Raw genomic sequence first — 15,054 nt, 5'->3', positions numbered from 1 at the left:
CCGGTCTGCCCCAGGCCACCGGGTCACCCCAGCTTGAGCAGCAGTTCGGTGAGCTCGGCCGGCATGGTGATCATGCAGTCGTGGCCCGTCGGCAGCTCCCACACCCGTGCCGGGCTGCCGTTGGGCTGCGTCGCCGGGACGGGCCGCCGCGTGATGCCCTCCGGTACGCCCGCGACGCAGTGGATGTGCGTCCGCGGGATCGCGTGCGTGGCGGGGTTGTCCAGCCGGACCGGCTGCTGGAGGCAGAGCGCCGGCTGGTCCGACAGCATCGCCCGCAGCCAGGCCACGTCCGCCGGGTCGGTGACGCCGAACAGGCCCATGGGCGGCGGCAGCTCGGGCATCGGCGGGATCCGCCAGCCGGTCCCGGACTGCGCGGCACGGTCGATGAGGGCCTGGGTGACGGGTTGCACGTCCACCGCGCTCTCGCCGTCCTCCGGGACCATCGCGTCGAGGTAGACCAGGTGGGCGATGCGTTCCGGGATGCGGTTGGCGGCGGAGGAGATGACCAGCCCGGCGTAGCTGTGGCCGACCAGGATCACGTCGGTGAGGTCGTTCGCGGTGATCAGCTCGACGATGTCGCCGGCGTGGGTGTCCAGTCCCACCTCGGGGCCGAGCAGATGGGCCTTGTCGCCGTGGCCGGTCAGCGACGGCGCGGCCGCCTGATGCCCGGCCGAGGCCAGGAGCGGGACCACCCGCTCCCAGCATCGTCCACTGTGCCAGGCCCCGTGTACCAGCACGTACGTTGACATGTGCGGCTCCTTGCTCATCAAAGGGGTGTTCGTTCCCGAGTGAGGTTTCCGCGCGTCCGCCGACGCAGCCAGAGCCCTCGCGATCCTGGGGGTGAGGGGGCCAGGCACGCGCCGAGGTGCGCCATTACCGTGGGACGCATGGGCGGCGAATCCAACCTTCTGGGCGAATACGTACGCGCCCGCCGGGAGCTCGTCACTCCTGAGCAGGCCGGCATCCCTTCCGTGGGCGTACGGCGGGTGCCGGGCCTGCGCCGGGAGGAGGTCGCGATGCTCGCCGGCATCAGCGCCGACTACTACCTGCGCCTGGAGCAGGGCCGCGACCGCAACCCGTCCGCGCAGGTGCTGGTGTCCCTCGCGCGCGTGCTGCGGCTCGACGACGACGCGACGGCCCATCTACTGCGCCTCGGGGCGGACGATCCCCGGCGGCGACGGCGGCGGCCCCGCAAGGAGAGCGTTCCCACGGGCATCGCCAAGCTCGTCGCCGCGCTCGCGCTGCCCGCGTACGTGGAGGGCCGCTCCTTCGACGTCCTGGCCGCCAACGCGCCGGCGACCGCCCTGTCGCCGCGGCTCGTGGCGGGGCGCAACCGCCTGCGGGACGTGTTCCTCGACCCCGCCGAGCAGGCTCTCTACCCGGACTGGGAGAACGCCGCGCAGGGCATGGTCGCCGGCTTCCGCAAGTCCGTCGGCGCCGACATCGACGATCCCCGGTTCGTCGAACTCGTCGGCGAGCTCTCCCTCGCCAGCCCGCTGTTCAGCAGGCTCTGGGCCCGCCACGACGTGGACACGTGCGAAGGCGCGCCCAAGCGCCTCGACCATCCCCAGGTCGGTGAGCTGTGGCTGAACCGGGAGAGGCTGGGCGTGAGCGGCGCGGCGGGCCAGACGCTCATCGTCCTGCACCCGGACCCCGGCACCGGCAGCGCCGAGAAGCTGGCGCTCCTCGCCTCCGTCACACCTTCCCCGTAAAATCACCCAGGGGCTCGCCGACCGGCTCGGCCGCGCGCATCCGCCGCTGGAGTTCGGCCTGCGCGTCACCACCGTCGTCCGCGACACCGCCGGCGAGGCGTGGGCGGACGCCGAGGACAGGCTCGCCGCGATGGCGCAGGGCCGCATCGCCCGCGACGTGAACTGGAACGCCGCCGCCGGCTGCGGCAGGAGCCGGCGGAAGGCGTGACTCAGGCGGAGGGGCGCAGGCGGCGCTCGGCCGGTGGGATCAGCAGCACCTCCAGCGCACGGGCGCAGGCCCGCGCGTGCGCGGCGAACCAGTCGATCCGCGCGTCGCTGATGACCAGCGGAGTGGAGCGCACGGCCAGCGCGTAACGGACGTGGTTGTGCCGGTCGAGCACCGGCACCGCGACGGTGCGGATGCCGTCGCCCGACTCCCCGTCGTTGAGCGCGTACCCGGACTCGCGCACGCGGACCAGTTCCTCGCGCAGTTCGGCGTGGTCCACGATGGTGCGGCCGGTCAGCGCCGGCAGCGGGCCGAGCGCCTCCAGGTCGGCGCTGCCCTCCGGATCCCAGGCCAGCAGCACCTTGCCCAGCGCCGTGGAGTGCAGGGGGCGGCGCAGCCCGGCGCCGCTGTCGGGGTTGAGCGAGCCGCCGCTCAGGATGACCGCGTGCCGGTCGTTGCGAACGGCCAGGTCCACGGTGGCGGAGGTGATGCGGGCCAGCTCGGCCAGTTCGGGGGCGATGCGGTGCAGGCCGCGCCGGTGGAAGGAGAGCTGCCCCAGCTCCGTGATGGACGGCCCCAGCCGGTAGCGGCCGGTGCGCGCCTCCTGCTCCAGGAAGCCCGTGGCGGCCAGCGTCCTGGCCAGGCGGTGGGTGGTCGAGGTGGACAGCCCCATCCTGCGCGCCAGGTCGGACAGGCCGAGCGAGGCGTCACCGCCCCCGAAGCAGCCGAGCAGGCCGATCGCCCTGCGCACCGACTGGACGCTGTCGTCTGTTGCCATGCGGGAAACTCCGTCTTCCGAGTAGGGAGATCGGGGACCAGGTGAGAGCCGGTCCGGCCGGGAACGCTTCCCGCATCGCGGGACAATCTTTGCATTTCCTACCAATTTACTTGCAAACTCTGCCCATGACCACAGCCGCACTCGACGCCATCTGGTTCACCCGCTGTCCCGTCCCCACCGCCACAGGCATCGCGGCCGACCAGGGCTGGCTGGCGGGAGAGTTCGCCGGCGACGGGATCGAGGTCCGCTCGCTGCAGGACGACGACCCCGGCGTACCCCGCGAGACCCACTACACCCACGCTCTGACCGGCCTGTTCCGCGAGGGCGGCAACGTGCCGGCGCTGTGGGCGCGCTCGCGCGGCGAGGCGACCAGGCTCATCGGGCTCACCTGGATCGAGGAGCGGCAGGTCGTGCTGGTGCGCGGCGGCACCGCCCTGGAGAGCCCCGAGCAGCTCAAGGGCCTGCGGCTGGCGGCGCCCCGGCATCGCATCGCCATCGACTTCTGGCGGGCCATGGCCCTGCGCGGTTTCCACGGCGCGCTCTCCCTGGCCGGGCTCGGGCTCGATGACGCCGAACTGGTGGACGTCGAGGCCGAGCCAGGCGGCGGCCAGTGGGAGGCGGAGCTGGCCGCGCTGGCCGCCGGCCGGGTGGACGCCGTCTACGTCAAGGGCGCGCTCGCCGTCGAGGCCGCCCTGCGGCACGGCGCGGAGGTGGGCATCGACCTGGACGCCGTGCCGGACCGGCGCGCGCGGATCAACAACGGCACCCCTCGCCCGATCACCGTCCACCAGCGCCTGCTGGACGAGCATCCGCAGGTGGTCACCCGCTTCCTGGCCGTCCTGCTGCGCGCCGCGGACTGGGCCGCCGCGCACCCGTCCGAGGTGGCCAGGATCCTGGGCGCGGAGACCGGCGCCGGCGCGACCGGCGTGGCCGCGGCCTACCGCCCCGGCGCCTCGCTCCACCTCGACCTGTCCGCCGAACGCCTCGACCTGCTGGCCGAGCAGGAGCGCTTCCTGCGCGGCCACGGCTTCCTCGAATCACCCGTGGACGTCGCCGCCTGGGCCGACCACACCCCGCTCCAAGGAGTCACCCATGCGTAAGCTGCTGCTCGCCCTTCCGCTCGCCCTCCTGGCCACGGCCTGCGGCGGCCCGGACACCACCACCACCGCCGCCGGCCAGGAGCAGGTCGTCGTGCGCATCTCCGACCCCGGCAACAGCGGCTTCCTGGCCGTCGCGAAGAAGGACGGCAGCCTGGACGCGGCCCTGGCCAAGGTCAACGCCAAGGTCAAGTGGGCCGGTGACTTCTCCGTGTTCGCCCCGGCCGCCCAGGCCATCAACGCGGGCTCGCTCGACATCGCCACCGGCTCGATCACCTCCGGCGTCACCGCGCTGGCCGTCAAGCCGAGTTTCAAGATCTTCGCCACCGTCCCGCCCGACCTGGCCGGGGAGGGCATCGTGGTGAAGAAGGACTCGCCGATCAGGTCCGTGGCCGATCTGGCCGGGCGCAGCGTGGCCGTCGGGCACGGCGGCACCAGCGAGTACCTGCTGCTCAAGGCGTTGCAGACGTTCGGCGTGCCGGTCGAGAAGGTCAAGCGGGTCTACCTGCCGCCGCCGCAGACCGCGCCGGTCTTCGGCTCGGGCAAGGTGGACGCCTGGTCCACCTTCTCCACCTTCCTCATCCCCGCCGTCACCGATCTGGGCGCGCGCGTCCTGGCCGACGGCGAGGCGATCAAGTCGGACAACTACGTGATCTACGTGGCCGCCAACAAGCTGCTGCAGGAGCATCCCGAGGTGGTCAAGGCGCTGTTCGCGTTCATCAAGGAGGGCAGTGCCAAGGAGATCGCCGATCCGGCGGCGTACCTGAACGTCTTCACCCAGACGGGCCCGCAGGCCGTACAGGGCGAGCAGAAGGAGCTCGTGGTCGGCATCCAGGAGAAGGGCAGGCCCGTCCAGGCGGTCACCGCCGCCGAAATCACGAAATATCAGGACGTGGCGAGGTTCTTTCTCGACCAGAAGGTGCTCACCGCGCCGCTGGACGTCTCCCAGCACGTCGTGGACGTGAACACGCTCGGGAGCGCGCGGTCATGAGCGTGACCACTCACACGGAGGCCGGCGTCGAAGGGCTCGTCGCGCCCCAGCCGCCGCGCTCGTCCGGCCGCCACCCGGCCGTCACGCTCGCGCTGCGCGCCGCCGGCCCCGTCCTGCTGCTCGCCGCCTGGTACGCGGCCACCGCCACCGGCGCCCTCACCCAGGACGTGCTCGCCGGCCCTCAGGACGTCGTCAACACCTTCGGCGAGCTGTGGGCCGACGGCCAGCTCCCCGAGGCGCTGCGCGTATCGGTCACCAGGGCCGGGCTCGGCCTGCTGCTGGGCGCCTCCGCTGGGCTGACGCTGGGCGTCGTCTCCGGCTTCACCCGGCTCGGCGAGGAGCTCGTCGACTCCTCGATGCAGGCCCTGCGCGCCATCCCGTTCCTGGCGCTGACCTCGCTGTTCATCGTCTGGTTCGGGATAGAGGAGGCGTCCAAGATCCTGCTGATCGGGGTGGCCTGCACGTTCCCCATGTACATCAACGTCTCCAGCGGGGTGCGCAACGTGGACCGCAAGGTCGTCGAGGCGGCCCGCTCGTTCGGACTGGGCCGGCTGGCCGTCGCCCGCGAGGTCGTGCTGCCGGGCGCGCTGCCGTCGATCTTCGCCGGGCTGCGGTTGTCCACCACGCTCAGCGTGATCGCGCTCATCGCCGCCGAGGAGATCAACGTGACGGCCGGGCTCGGCTACCTCATGGCCCGGGCCACCGACTACCTGCGCACCGACATCCTCGCTCTGTGCGTGCTGCTGTACGCGGTGATCGGGCTCGCCGCCGACCTGGCCCTGCGGCTGGCCGAGCGGGTCACGATGCCCTGGCGCAGGGCGGTGACGATCCGATGAGCCTCGCCGTACGCACCCGGGGGCTGCGCAAGGTCTTCGGCGAGCGGGCCGTGCTGGACGGGGTGGACCTGGACGTGCGGCGCGGCGAGTTCCTGGCGCTGCTCGGCGCGAGCGGCACCGGCAAGACCACGCTCCTGCGCATCCTGGCCGGGCTGGACGCGGCCGGCGGCGGGAGCGTGCTGGTGCCGCCGGTGCGCACCGTCGTCTTCCAGGAGCCGCGGCTCGTCCCGTCCAAGCGCGCCCTCGCCAACGTGATCATCGGGCAAGGTCGCGCCGCCCGCGCCAAGGGCCTGGCGGCCCTGGCCGAGGTGGGGCTGAGCAGCCATGCCGACGCCTGGCCCGCGACGCTGTCCGGCGGCGAGGCCCAGCGGGTCGCGCTGGCCAGGGCCCTGGTACGCGAGCCGGAGCTGCTGCTGCTCGACGAGCCGTTCGCCGCGCTGGACGCCCTGACCCGGCTGCACATGCAGGACCTGATCGCCGAGCTGTGCGCCCGGCACCGCCCGGCCGTGGTGCTGGTCACGCATGACGTGGAGGAGGCGATCCTGCTCGCCGACCGGATCGCGGTGCTGCGCGCGGGCACGTTCGTCACCGATGCGCGGGTCGAGCTCGACCGGCCGCGCGACCGTACCGACCCCGACTTCGTCGAGCTGCGCCGCCGGCTCCTCGCCGACCTCGGCGTGGACGCCCACGCGGGAGCGGCGCCATGACGGCGCCCGGGAGCAGGGCCATGACGGCGGCGGGCTGGATCGCCGAGAACGCCGCCGCGCTGACCGGGCTCGCCGACCGGATCTGGGCCTACGCCGAGCCGTCGCTGCGCGAATGGCGCTCGGCGCCGGCCACCGCCGCGCTCCTGCGCGCGCACGGCTTCACGATCGCGTGGGGCACGGCCGGCCTGCCTGCCGCGTTCGTCGCCACCCACGGCGACCGCGGGCCGGTGCTGGGCTTCAACGTCGAGTACGACGCCCTGCCCGGCCTGTCCCAGCGGGCCGGCGCGGCCCGGCACGAGCCGGTCGCGTTCGAGGGCGACGAGTACGCCCCCGCCTACGGCCCCGGCCACGGCTGCGGCCACAACGCCCTGGCGGCGGCGTCGGCAGGCGCGGCCATCGCCGCCGCCACGGCACTGGGGAGCCGGGCCACGATCAAGGTGTTCGCGTCCACCGGCGAGGAGCACCTGGTCGGGAAGGCGTACGCGGTGCGCGACGGCGCCTACGACGGGCTGGACGCCTTTCTCGACTGGCACCCCGCTCCCGTCACCGGCACCGGCTGGGACGTCACCAGCGCCCTGTACTCGGCCACGTTCTCCTTCCTCGGCTCGCCCGGCCACGGCTCGAACCCGCTGGGCACCCGCAGCGGCCTGGACGGCGCGCTGCTGCTGACGGAGATGGTCGAGCGCCTGCGCGCCGGCCATGTCTCCCCCTCCGGCCGCGTCAGCTACACGATCAGCGGCGGCGGCGCCCCCAACGTCACCCCCGACCTGCGGACGGTCTGGGTCTACGTCCGCGAGTCCACGGCCGCCGCCGCCAGGACCCTCTACGACCAGGTCGTGACCTGCGCCCACGCCGCCGCCGCCGGCAGCGGGACCCGGCTGGAGCACCGCCTGGTCACCGCCATCAGGCAGGGGCTCGGCAACCGGGCGGGCGCCGAGCTGCTGCACCACACGATGAGCGAGCTGGGGCCGCCGGCGTTCACCGACGCCGACCACGCGTTCGCGCGGCGGCTGCAGGCGGCGATCGGCCGGCCGGCCGCCGGCCTGGCCGGCGAGGTGCTGCCGCTGCGCCCGCCCGCCGGTCCTGACCTCGGCGGCCCGTCCAGCGACACCTCCGAGGTGAGCTGGACGGCGCCGCACCTCAGCCTGGTCGCGGCCGTGGTGCCGCTCGGGGTGCCATTGCACTCGTGGGCGGCCACCGCGGCGACCGGCACCCCGATCGCACACGCCGGGCTGCTGGCCGCCGCCCGCTACCTGGCCACGGCGGCGGTCACGCTGGTCGAGCAGCCCGAGACGCTGGCGGCGGTCAGCGCGGAGTTCGACTCCCGCGAACGGGAGCCCGCGCTCCTGCCGGCCGGCGCCGAGCCGCCGTACCACCTGCCGCCGCCCGGCTTCCTCGACGAGACGGGCCAGTCGCCGCGGCCGACCCGGACGCCGCCCGTTTCCGCTGAACCCCTAGGAAAGATCTGACATGTCCGTCCTGCTCATCTCCGGCAGCCCATCGGCCGCCTCGCGCACCGTACTCCTGCTCGACCACCTTGCCGGGCGGCTGGGCCGGCCCGCCACCGTACTGCGCCTTCGTGACCTGCCCGCCGAGGCCCTGCTACGCGGCGACACCGCCCATCCCGAGCTGGCCCGCGCCACCGCGCAGGTGGCCGCGGCCGACACGATCGTCGTCGCCACCCCGATCTACAAGGCGTCCTACACCGGGCTGCTGAAGGCGTTCCTGGACGTCCTGCCGCAGGGCGCGTTCGCCGGCAAGACGGTGGTGCCGATCGCCACCGGCGGCACCCCGGCCCACCTGCTGGCCGTGGACTACGCCCTGCGCCCGGTGCTGAGCGTGCTCGGCGCGCGGCACGTCACGCGCGGCCTGTTCGTGCTGGACACCCAGATCGATCCGCTGGCCGGGGAGCTGCTCCCGCGCATCGACGCCCTACTGGAAGAGGTCCCGCTGGGGGCGGCGGCATGACGGCGCACCGCACCACGCGCTTCCACCTGGTTCTGCCCACCACGAGCCCCGCCCCCGCCAAGCTGCCGGCCTTCGTCACCGACGTGCGGCCGGTGCTCGCCGACCCCGCCGGGCGGGCCGCCGTGGCCGCGGACCTGTCCGGGTGGGCGGGCGCGCTCTCGCCCTTCGACCCCGCCGGCCAGGAATCTCTCGCCGTCGCCGCCAACGCCCTGCGCCGCACCCGCCACCTGCGGGTCGTCGCCGAGTTCCACCCGGCCGTGGCCACCCCGGTCTACGCGGCCAAGCTCTCGGCGTCCCTGCAGCGTTTCTCCGCCGGACGGCTCGGCTGGCGGCTCGCGGTGGATCTGGACCCGGCCGTGGCCAGGGCGCAGGGCGACTTCCTGACCGGCGCCGCCCGGTTCGCCCGCGCCGACGAGTTCCTCACCGTGGCCAAGGGCGTCTGGGGCGGCGGCCCGTTCGACTTCGGCGGGGACTTCTACGAGGTGGTCAAGGGCGGCTTCGGCGCGCCGCTGTCGTCCCCGCCCTTCCCCGAGGTGCACCTGTCGGGCGCCTCGCCCGAGGCCCTGGAGCTGTCGCGCCGCCACGCCGACGTGCATGTCTTCGCGGCCGGTGACGACCTGGCGGCCCTCATCCCCGAGTTGCCCGGCCTGCGCTACGGCGTGCACCTGCCCTCGATCGAGGCCGCCGACGAGTACGCCGCGCTCGGCGTCACCGAGTTCTTCCTCCAGACCGAGGACGTCTACCGCCTCGGCGAGCACGTGAAGGAGCGGTCTGTTGACCGTTGACATCTACTGGCGCATTCACATGGAGGGCGACCAGCCCTCGCTGCGCCGCCGCGTCCGCAGCCGAGGCGGTTTCGCCCCCGGCGGCACCGCCCCCGGCACCAGGGACGGCCGGGACGACGGCTACAGCCACGCCGACTACATGGCCGAGGTCGCCAGGGCCGCCGAGGACAGCGGCTTCACCGGCGGGCTGCTGCCGAACTTCCCGCACACCGACGACCCGTGGGCCGCCGCCGCGACACTGGCCCGCGAGACCACGTCGTACCGCTTCATGGTGGCCTTCCAGCCCGGCTTCCTGCACCCCGTCCAGGCCGCCCGGATGACGGCCACGCTGCAACGGGCCACCGGCGGCCGGATCGTCTACAACGTCATCTCCGGCGGCGGCGGCCCGGCGCAGCTCTGGTGGGGCGACAAGGTGGACCACGACGACCGCTACGCGCGCACCTCGGAGTTCCTGGACGTGCTCAAGGGCGTCTGGCAGGGCGGGCACACCCACCGGGGCCGCTTCTACCAGGTGGAGAACGCCGGGCTGCCGGAGGAACTGGCCGGGCAGCCGTTCCCCGAGATCTTCTTCTCCGGCTCCTCCCCCGCCGCCATCGACGCCGCCGGCCGGCACGCCGACTACTACCTGTCCTGGCTGGAGCCGTTCGAGGCGCTGAAGGAGAAGTTCGACGCGGTGCGCGCGCACAGTGCCACCCCGCCCCGGTTCGCCGTGCGGGTGGACCTGCTGGCCCGGGAGAGCGAGGAGGAGGCGTGGGCGGAGATCGAGGCCGGCTGGCGGGCCCGGCCGCGCGAGAGCGACGCCGGCGAGGGCGACTCCGTCGGCGTGCGACGCAGCCGCGCCTTCCTCGCCGGAGCCGGTGACGACCCCCGCGCCCTGGAGGTCGCCCCGCACGTGTGGGGCGGGTTCAGCCAACTGCGCGACGGCCCGGCCTTCGGCCTGGTCGGCGACTACCACCAGGTCGCCGACCGCCTCGACCGGCTGCTGGACCTCGGGGTGGACGCCCTCATCCTGGCCGGGATCCCCCATCTCGAAGAGGCCCGCCGCGTGGGCCGCCACGTTTTGCCGCTACTGAAAGGACGCTCCTGATGACCACCAAGGTCGGCTTCTTCCCGCAGAACAACACGCTCTGGGTGGCCCGCCACCTGGACCTGCTGCCCGGCGTCGAATGGGTGGACCTGAACGCCCTCGGCCGGGGCGAGCGCGTCGATCCCACCCGGGCCCTGCCGTCCGTCCACGGCGACCACCTGTTCGACGGCGGATACGACTTCATCGGCACCGGCTCCACGCCCCCGGTCACCGCCCAGGCCAAGGGGCACGACATCGCGTACGTGGCGATCTCGGGGCCGCGGGTCGAGAACGGCCGCCTGGTGGTGCGGGACGACTCCCCGATCGGCTCGGTGGCGGAGCTGAAGGGCAGGCGGGTGGCGCTCGGGCACGGCTCCTGGCAGACCACCCTGCTGCTGCTGGCGCTGGAGCGGGCCGGGCTCGGGTGGGGCGACATCGTCCCGGTGGACGCCTACGGCAACGCCGCCGAGCTGCTGGTGAACGGCGACGTGGACGCCTGGGTGGGCTCCTACCCGTACCTGACGCCGGTCGAATCGCGCACCCGGACGCTGGTGGAGACCGAGGGCCTGTTCAGCCACCGCTCGCTCTGGTTCACCCGCCGCGACTTCGCCCAGGAACGGCCGGAGGAGCTGGCCAGGATCGTCACCGCGCTGCAGCGGGCGGACCACTGGACGGAGGAGCACCCGCGCGAGGCCGCGGCCCTGTTCGACGGCGACCTCGACGCGTGGGAGCACGCGCTGCGCACCCGCCCGTGGGGGCTGCACCCGGTCAGCGCGGAGTTCGTCGCCGAGCAGCAGCACGCCGCCGACCTGTTCCACGCCAACGGGCTCATCCAGCGGAAGATCACGGTCGCGGACGCCGTCCTCCCCGAGATCGGCGAGCTGGTGACGCGAACCCGGTGACTCCTGTCCTCTCCGCCGCCCACGCGGTAGCGGAGAGGACGGCCTTCGATCACGGCGGCACGTCCCCAGGTTCAGCCGACGCGCCGCCCGCGACGGCCGGCCGCGAGGGGTCCAGCCCCTCCTCGGCCCCGAACCTCGTGATCCACCGGGCTGTGGCGTAAGCCTGCTCGACGGCCACCGGGTAGCGGGCCTCGGGCGAGCGGTCGTACTCCACGAACGACACCGCCGCTCTCACGCCGACGGCGAGCTCACGCACGAGCCGGCCGGCTTGACGATCCGCACCCGCACGTTCCCGACCTCGGCGGGGACGACGATCCACTTCTCGTCCACGTCCGGCTTGGCGATCGGGACGGCCTGCGCCGGCTCTGCGCCTGCCGATAATGACATCCGCCCAGGTCATGGCCATCTGGAGGCTTCACGTCGCGGCGCGAGCTCCAACCACCGGGAGAGGGCGAACGCATACGGCATGATGATCGGCCGTGCTCCTTCGTCTGGCCTGTCTCACCGTCACGAACGCGTACACCGCGCTGCGGTTGCTCCCCGTGGGCGATCGGGACAAGGACATCGAGATCCTCGCCCTGCGCCACCAGATCACCGTCCTTGAACGCCAACTCGGCGCCGACACCAAACTCAGATTCGCTCCCGAGGACCGAGCCTTCTTGCCGCTCTCCTGACGTCGCTGCCCCGCGAGGTCCTCCGCCGGCTGCGGCTGCTCATCCGCCCGGACATCGTCTTGCGCCGGCACCGCGATCTGACGAAACGGCGTCACGCCCGTACCTGTCGGCCGAAGCGGCCTGGCCACCCACCCACGGTCCGCTCCATCCGTGCCCTCGTCCTGCGTCTGGTTCGGGAGAACCCCGGCTGGGGCCAGCCCCGACACCAGCCGGGCCCACACCTGCCGATACCCCAGTTCTGCGAACAAGCCCGCCGCCAGCAGCAGATACACCACCACCCGCGAGGGCAGATCACGTAACCGCCGCTCACGGCCACCCGCCTCGGCCAGCACCTCATCGACCATCTCGAACGGCACCAACTGTGTCAGCTCACCCAGATGGCCAGGAGCGAACACTCCCGCGGCCGTTCGGACCTGACGATTCACCACAGCAATGGCGCAGGCTAGCTGCGACCTGACAGACTCAGCACTCAACGGAGATCCAGTGGGCGACGGATGGTTCGGGAAGATCACCCGTTCTACCGGATCTCCGTTCTCATGTCTTGATCACCAAGGGCTCGCAAATCCAGACCCAGCCCTAACTAACCGGCATTGGGTCTAGGGGGGTGAGGAACATCTCTGTGAAACCGTGCGCTAAGCGTTCGGAGTCGTCTGCGCCGGTTTGACCTGGGATTATTTGCCGCTGGAGCCTTCGTGGGTCGTTTTGTCGATCTTCGGAGGGTGTTGTGGCGGTCGAGTTCCTGACCGATGAGCAGGCAGCGGGGTACAGGGCGTTCGCGGGGACGCTGTCGCGGGCGGAGTTGGAGCGGTATTTCTTCCTGGACGACACCGACCGGAAGCTGATCCAGGACAAGCGTCGAGATCACAACCGGCTGGGATTCGCGGTCCAGTTGACCAGCGTGCGGTTCTTGGGCCGGTTCATGGCCGACCCCCGACAGGTGCCGGCCGAGGTGGCCGAGTACCTGCGGGAGCGGCGGGTGCTGCTGCCGGGGGCCACGACGCTGGAACGGCTGGTGGGGTCGGTGCGGGAGGCGGCCAATCAGCGGTTGCGGGACGGCCTGTACGGGCTGCTCAGCGTGGGTCAGCGGGCGACGTTGGACTGGCTGCTTCAGGTGCCGCCGGGCCCGGGTGTCGGAGTTGGACCGGTTGCGGCACGGTCCGGTGCGGGTGTCGGGCCCGCAGACGGTGCGGGCGCTGGAGCGGGCCACCGAGATCGCCGCGCTGGGGATGGTCGAGCTGGATGTGTCGGGGGTGCCGCCGCGGCGGCTGGCGGAGTTGTCGCGGTACGGGATCGACGGCAAGGCTTCGCTGCTGCGTCGGCACAGCGATCGGCGCCGGTTGGCCACGCTGCTGGCCACTGCGGTGCGTCTGACCACGCGCGCAGTCGATGACGCCCTGGATCTGTCGGACGTGCTGAGCGTGTGGCAGCGCCGCGGCGGCCTTGCCCGCCCATGCCCGGTCGTCGTTGGCTGCGTCCAGCGGCATGCGATGCGCGGTGACCGGCTGTGCGGGACCATCGACGGCGCACCTGGACACGCCTTCGCCGCAACTTGCCGTGGAGGCTGGGCCCACTTGCCTTACGTGCCTGACAAGATCACATCTCTATGACCTGCGGGAATGCGTCAACAACCCAAGATGACCATCGCCCATCTGGCCTTGGCGGTACAATGTCAAGAAGCGTCGCGTGCTGGTGGCGGATGGATCGTCAGGCATGGAGGCGTCGTATCGAAAGGGTGGCTACGGCCATTCCCACTTCAATTTCACAGAAGATCACGCTCTACCCCGCCGAGGACCGGTTCTTCGGCCCTCGACCCGCCGTCCTCGTCCTGCCCGGCGGCGGCTTCCGGGAACTTCCACCGCACGAGGGCGAAGGTTACGCGCGCTGGCTGTCCGGCCTCGGCATCCACGCCTTCGTCCTGTCCTACCGGCTGCTGCCGGACCGGTTCCCGGCCCCGCTCGAAGACGCCCGGGCCGGGTTGGACCACATCCGCGACGGTGACCACGGCCTCGACGTCGGCCGGGTCGGCGTTATCGGATCAAGCGCGGGCGGCCAACTCGCCGGCCTGCTCATGACCGGCCGGGTCCTGTCCATCGAGGAAGGCGTCACCGACCCGCCCCGACCGGACTTCGCGATCCTGGCCTATGCGCTGGCCGACCTCGACCTGCTGCCGCCGCCGGTGGTCGAGAACCTGCTCGGCGACCTGCTGCCCATCAAGGACGAGCTATCCCCGGCCAAGCATGTGGACGCGTCGGTGTGTCCGACCTTCGTATGGGCCACCGCTCAGGACCCGCCGGGCCTGCCTAACGCGCTGGAGTGGACCCGGGCGCTGGCGGCAGCCGCAGTACCGGTGGAGTTGCACGTCTACCCGGACGGCAGCCACGGCATCGGCCTGGCCGACGGCGTGGAATACGGCGGCGAGCCACATAGGTTCATTGCGCGCGAGCCGCACACCGCGTCCTGGACGACCGCGTGCGCCGCCTGGCTGCGACGGGAGGGCGTCCTTGCCGACTGACCGCGTCACCGCCTGGGGCGGAGAATTGCAGCGGGTGCACGGCAAGCTGCGCAATGCGTTGGCTCTGGCGCGCGCGGGACTGGACGGCGGCGACCCCGCTGACGCCACCACCGACCTGCTGTTGTTCTGCCACGGGTTCTGCGCCGCCCTGTCCGGCCACCATCGCGCCGAGGACGGTTCGCTGTTCCCGGAACTGGTACGGGCGCGACCCGACCTGGCGCCAGTGGTCGCGAAGCTGACTCAGGACCACAACATGATCGAGCACCTCATCGGTGAATTGCGGAAGGCGGTGGCCGACTCGACCGACCCGGAGGTGGCGCACCGCCACCTGGACGGGATCGAGGCGGTCATGGAGACGCACTTCAAGTACGAGGAGAAGCAACTGGGAGCGGTGCTGGACGGCATGGACGCCGACTTCGACCGCACCGAGATCTTCGGCCCGATCAGCTGAGCCGCGTCCCGGTCGCGCCGCCCGCCGATGGCGCGACCGGGAACCCTGTACCGCTTCAAAACTCGTGCACGTGGTTTGAGCTGGTGTTTCTTCGGGTTAGTCAGGCGGCTCGGTGGTACTCGTTGATGGCTCCGCCAAGCACCTTTCGGCGTTGAATCCGGCCTTCCAGCGGCACCACGTCGTGCTCGACTTGATCAGGTGGGCGTTGTTGGCGGGACTGGTGTGGGCGGTGCGCGTTGTCGTGCTCGGCGTACTCGTTCAGGACCGATCGCAGGTGGCGTTCGTCGTAGATCAGCAGGCGGTCAGTGCATTCGGCTCGGACGGTTCGGACCCAGCGTTCGGCGTAGCAGTTGGCTGGAGGTGTCCGTGG

General features: G+C 72.2%; 19 protein-coding genes and 2 pseudogenes. 15 read left to right on the top strand and 6 right to left on the bottom strand.

Annotated elements, in window-relative coordinates; genetic code table 11:
• Positions 1-23 precede the first annotated feature (23 nt).
• Complete coding sequence (locus tag IEZ27_RS51055; protein WP_189653905.1) at positions 24-749, bottom strand: alpha/beta fold hydrolase; 726 nt, start codon at positions 747-749, stop codon at positions 24-26.
• 138 nt (positions 750-887) lie between these two features.
• Between IEZ27_RS51055 and IEZ27_RS51050 the strand changes: the two genes are divergently transcribed.
• On the top strand, positions 888-1,712 hold the full coding sequence (locus tag IEZ27_RS51050; RefSeq protein ID WP_189653904.1) for a helix-turn-helix domain-containing protein: 825 nt from the start codon (positions 888-890) through the stop codon (positions 1,710-1,712).
• A gap of 209 nt (positions 1,713-1,921) precedes the next feature.
• Here IEZ27_RS51050 and IEZ27_RS51045 read toward each other — a convergent pair whose 3' ends face one another.
• Positions 1,922-2,695, bottom strand: a complete 774-nt coding sequence (locus IEZ27_RS51045; RefSeq protein ID WP_125629983.1) for an IclR family transcriptional regulator — start codon at positions 2,693-2,695, stop codon at positions 1,922-1,924.
• A gap of 125 nt (positions 2,696-2,820) precedes the next feature.
• Between IEZ27_RS51045 and IEZ27_RS51040 the strand changes: the two genes are divergently transcribed.
• From IEZ27_RS51040 to IEZ27_RS51000, 9 genes are read left to right on the top strand one after another with little or no spacing between them, the layout of a single operon-like run.
• Positions 2,821-3,795 carry an ABC transporter substrate-binding protein gene (locus IEZ27_RS51040; RefSeq protein ID WP_189653903.1) on the top strand — a complete coding sequence of 325 codons (975 nt, stop codon included), beginning with the start codon at positions 2,821-2,823 and terminating at the stop codon, positions 3,793-3,795.
• Complete coding sequence (locus tag IEZ27_RS51035; protein ID WP_189653902.1) at positions 3,788-4,783, top strand: ABC transporter substrate-binding protein; 996 nt, start codon at positions 3,788-3,790, stop codon at positions 4,781-4,783. Before IEZ27_RS51040 ends, IEZ27_RS51035 begins: the two co-directional genes overlap by 8 nt.
• Positions 4,780-5,619 (top strand): ABC transporter permease, encoded by an 840-nt coding sequence (locus IEZ27_RS51030; protein ID WP_189653901.1) that lies wholly within the window; start codon positions 4,780-4,782, stop codon positions 5,617-5,619. The genes IEZ27_RS51035 and IEZ27_RS51030 overlap by 4 nt, the downstream gene beginning before the upstream one ends.
• On the top strand, positions 5,616-6,326 hold the full coding sequence (locus tag IEZ27_RS51025; protein ID WP_189653900.1) for an ABC transporter ATP-binding protein: 711 nt from the start codon (positions 5,616-5,618) through the stop codon (positions 6,324-6,326). The genes IEZ27_RS51030 and IEZ27_RS51025 overlap by 4 nt, the downstream gene beginning before the upstream one ends.
• Positions 6,323-7,795, top strand: a complete 1,473-nt coding sequence (locus IEZ27_RS51020) for a zinc-binding metallopeptidase family protein (protein ID WP_189653899.1) — start codon at positions 6,323-6,325, stop codon at positions 7,793-7,795. The genes IEZ27_RS51025 and IEZ27_RS51020 overlap by 4 nt, the downstream gene beginning before the upstream one ends.
• A gap of 1 nt (position 7,796) precedes the next feature.
• Entirely contained in the window at positions 7,797-8,294 is a 498-nt protein-coding gene (gene ssuE / locus IEZ27_RS51015) for an NADPH-dependent FMN reductase (protein WP_189653898.1), read from the top strand.
• Positions 8,291-9,079, top strand: a complete 789-nt coding sequence (locus IEZ27_RS51010) for an LLM class flavin-dependent oxidoreductase (RefSeq protein WP_189653897.1) — start codon at positions 8,291-8,293, stop codon at positions 9,077-9,079. Before ssuE ends, IEZ27_RS51010 begins: the two co-directional genes overlap by 4 nt.
• Entirely contained in the window at positions 9,069-10,166 is a 1,098-nt protein-coding gene (locus tag IEZ27_RS51005) for an LLM class flavin-dependent oxidoreductase (RefSeq protein ID WP_189653896.1), read from the top strand. The genes IEZ27_RS51010 and IEZ27_RS51005 overlap by 11 nt, the downstream gene beginning before the upstream one ends.
• A complete protein-coding gene (locus IEZ27_RS51000) occupies positions 10,166-11,047 on the top strand; it encodes an ABC transporter substrate-binding protein (RefSeq protein WP_189653895.1) in 882 nt (293 codons plus the stop codon). The genes IEZ27_RS51005 and IEZ27_RS51000 overlap by 1 nt, the downstream gene beginning before the upstream one ends.
• Positions 11,048-11,096: 49 nt before the next feature.
• On the opposite strand, the gene IEZ27_RS54655 is transcribed toward IEZ27_RS51000, so the two are convergent.
• Together IEZ27_RS54655 and IEZ27_RS54650 are read right to left on the bottom strand one after the other, a co-directional pair.
• The gene (locus tag IEZ27_RS54655) at positions 11,097-11,303 is read right to left on the bottom strand and encodes an alpha/beta hydrolase fold domain-containing protein (RefSeq protein WP_229825095.1); all 207 of its coding nucleotides are present in this window, start codon (positions 11,301-11,303) and stop codon (positions 11,097-11,099) included.
• Positions 11,279-11,434: a hypothetical protein gene (locus IEZ27_RS54650; RefSeq protein ID WP_229825094.1), complete on the bottom strand. Its 156-nt coding sequence runs from the start codon at positions 11,432-11,434 to the stop codon at positions 11,279-11,281. Before IEZ27_RS54650 ends, IEZ27_RS54655 begins: the two co-directional genes overlap by 25 nt.
• A gap of 92 nt (positions 11,435-11,526) precedes the next feature.
• Between IEZ27_RS54650 and IEZ27_RS54645 the strand changes: the two genes are divergently transcribed.
• Entirely contained in the window at positions 11,527-11,721 is a 195-nt protein-coding gene (locus tag IEZ27_RS54645) for a hypothetical protein (protein ID WP_229825093.1), read from the top strand.
• A 197-nt stretch (positions 11,722-11,918) separates the two neighbouring features.
• Here the strand turns inward: IEZ27_RS54645 and IEZ27_RS50985 are convergent.
• Positions 11,919-12,116 (bottom strand): annotated as a pseudogene (locus IEZ27_RS50985) (transposase domain-containing protein); the annotation flags it as partial.
• Positions 12,117-12,445: 329 nt separating this feature from the next.
• Here IEZ27_RS50985 and IEZ27_RS55725 point away from each other — a divergent pair.
• The 4 genes and pseudogenes from IEZ27_RS55725 to IEZ27_RS50970 form a co-directional block, all read left to right on the top strand.
• Positions 12,446-12,676 (top strand): annotated as a pseudogene (locus tag IEZ27_RS55725) (DUF4158 domain-containing protein); the annotation flags it as partial.
• Between the two features lie 172 nt (positions 12,677-12,848).
• Entirely contained in the window at positions 12,849-13,328 is a 480-nt protein-coding gene (locus tag IEZ27_RS54640; protein ID WP_229825092.1) for a hypothetical protein, read from the top strand.
• 125 nt (positions 13,329-13,453) lie between these two features.
• A complete protein-coding gene (locus tag IEZ27_RS50975; protein WP_229825091.1) occupies positions 13,454-14,233 on the top strand; it encodes an alpha/beta hydrolase in 780 nt (259 codons plus the stop codon).
• Complete coding sequence (locus tag IEZ27_RS50970; RefSeq protein ID WP_189653893.1) at positions 14,223-14,684, top strand: hemerythrin domain-containing protein; 462 nt, start codon at positions 14,223-14,225, stop codon at positions 14,682-14,684. The genes IEZ27_RS50975 and IEZ27_RS50970 overlap by 11 nt, the downstream gene beginning before the upstream one ends.
• Before the next feature lie 100 nt (positions 14,685-14,784).
• Here IEZ27_RS50970 and IEZ27_RS50965 read toward each other — a convergent pair.
• Positions 14,785-15,054, bottom strand: a 270-nt coding sequence (locus tag IEZ27_RS50965; RefSeq protein ID WP_189653892.1) for an integrase core domain-containing protein, incomplete at its 5' end; no start/stop codon positions are given.

Origin of the sequence: Nonomuraea spiralis (genome assembly GCF_014648435.1) — a bacterium.
Classification (GTDB): Bacteria; Actinomycetota; Actinomycetes; order Streptosporangiales; family Streptosporangiaceae; genus Nonomuraea; species Nonomuraea spiralis.
This window is presented reverse-complemented; position numbering and strand designations above follow the sequence as displayed.

Coding starts and splice junctions, on each gene's coding strand:
- IEZ27_RS51010 (WP_189653897.1), top strand. CDS start 8,291: ATGACGGCGCACCGCACCACGCGCTTCCACCTGGTTCTGCCCACCACG.
- IEZ27_RS51000 (WP_189653895.1), top strand. CDS start 10,166: ATGACCACCAAGGTCGGCTTCTTCCCGCAGAACAACACGCTCTGGGTG.
- IEZ27_RS51030 (WP_189653901.1), top strand. CDS start 4,780: ATGAGCGTGACCACTCACACGGAGGCCGGCGTCGAAGGGCTCGTCGCG.
- IEZ27_RS51045 (WP_125629983.1), bottom strand. CDS start 2,695: ATGGCAACAGACGACAGCGTCCAGTCGGTGCGCAGGGCGATCGGCCTG.
- IEZ27_RS51050 (WP_189653904.1), top strand. CDS start 888: ATGGGCGGCGAATCCAACCTTCTGGGCGAATACGTACGCGCCCGCCGG.
- IEZ27_RS51040 (WP_189653903.1), top strand. CDS start 2,821: ATGACCACAGCCGCACTCGACGCCATCTGGTTCACCCGCTGTCCCGTC.
- IEZ27_RS51025 (WP_189653900.1), top strand. CDS start 5,616: ATGAGCCTCGCCGTACGCACCCGGGGGCTGCGCAAGGTCTTCGGCGAG.
- IEZ27_RS51055 (WP_189653905.1), bottom strand. CDS start 749: ATGTCAACGTACGTGCTGGTACACGGGGCCTGGCACAGTGGACGATGC.
- IEZ27_RS54650 (WP_229825094.1), bottom strand. CDS start 11,434: ATGTCATTATCGGCAGGCGCAGAGCCGGCGCAGGCCGTCCCGATCGCC.
- IEZ27_RS51020 (WP_189653899.1), top strand. CDS start 6,323: ATGACGGCGCCCGGGAGCAGGGCCATGACGGCGGCGGGCTGGATCGCC.
- IEZ27_RS51035 (WP_189653902.1), top strand. CDS start 3,788: ATGCGTAAGCTGCTGCTCGCCCTTCCGCTCGCCCTCCTGGCCACGGCC.
- ssuE (WP_189653898.1), top strand. CDS start 7,797: ATGTCCGTCCTGCTCATCTCCGGCAGCCCATCGGCCGCCTCGCGCACC.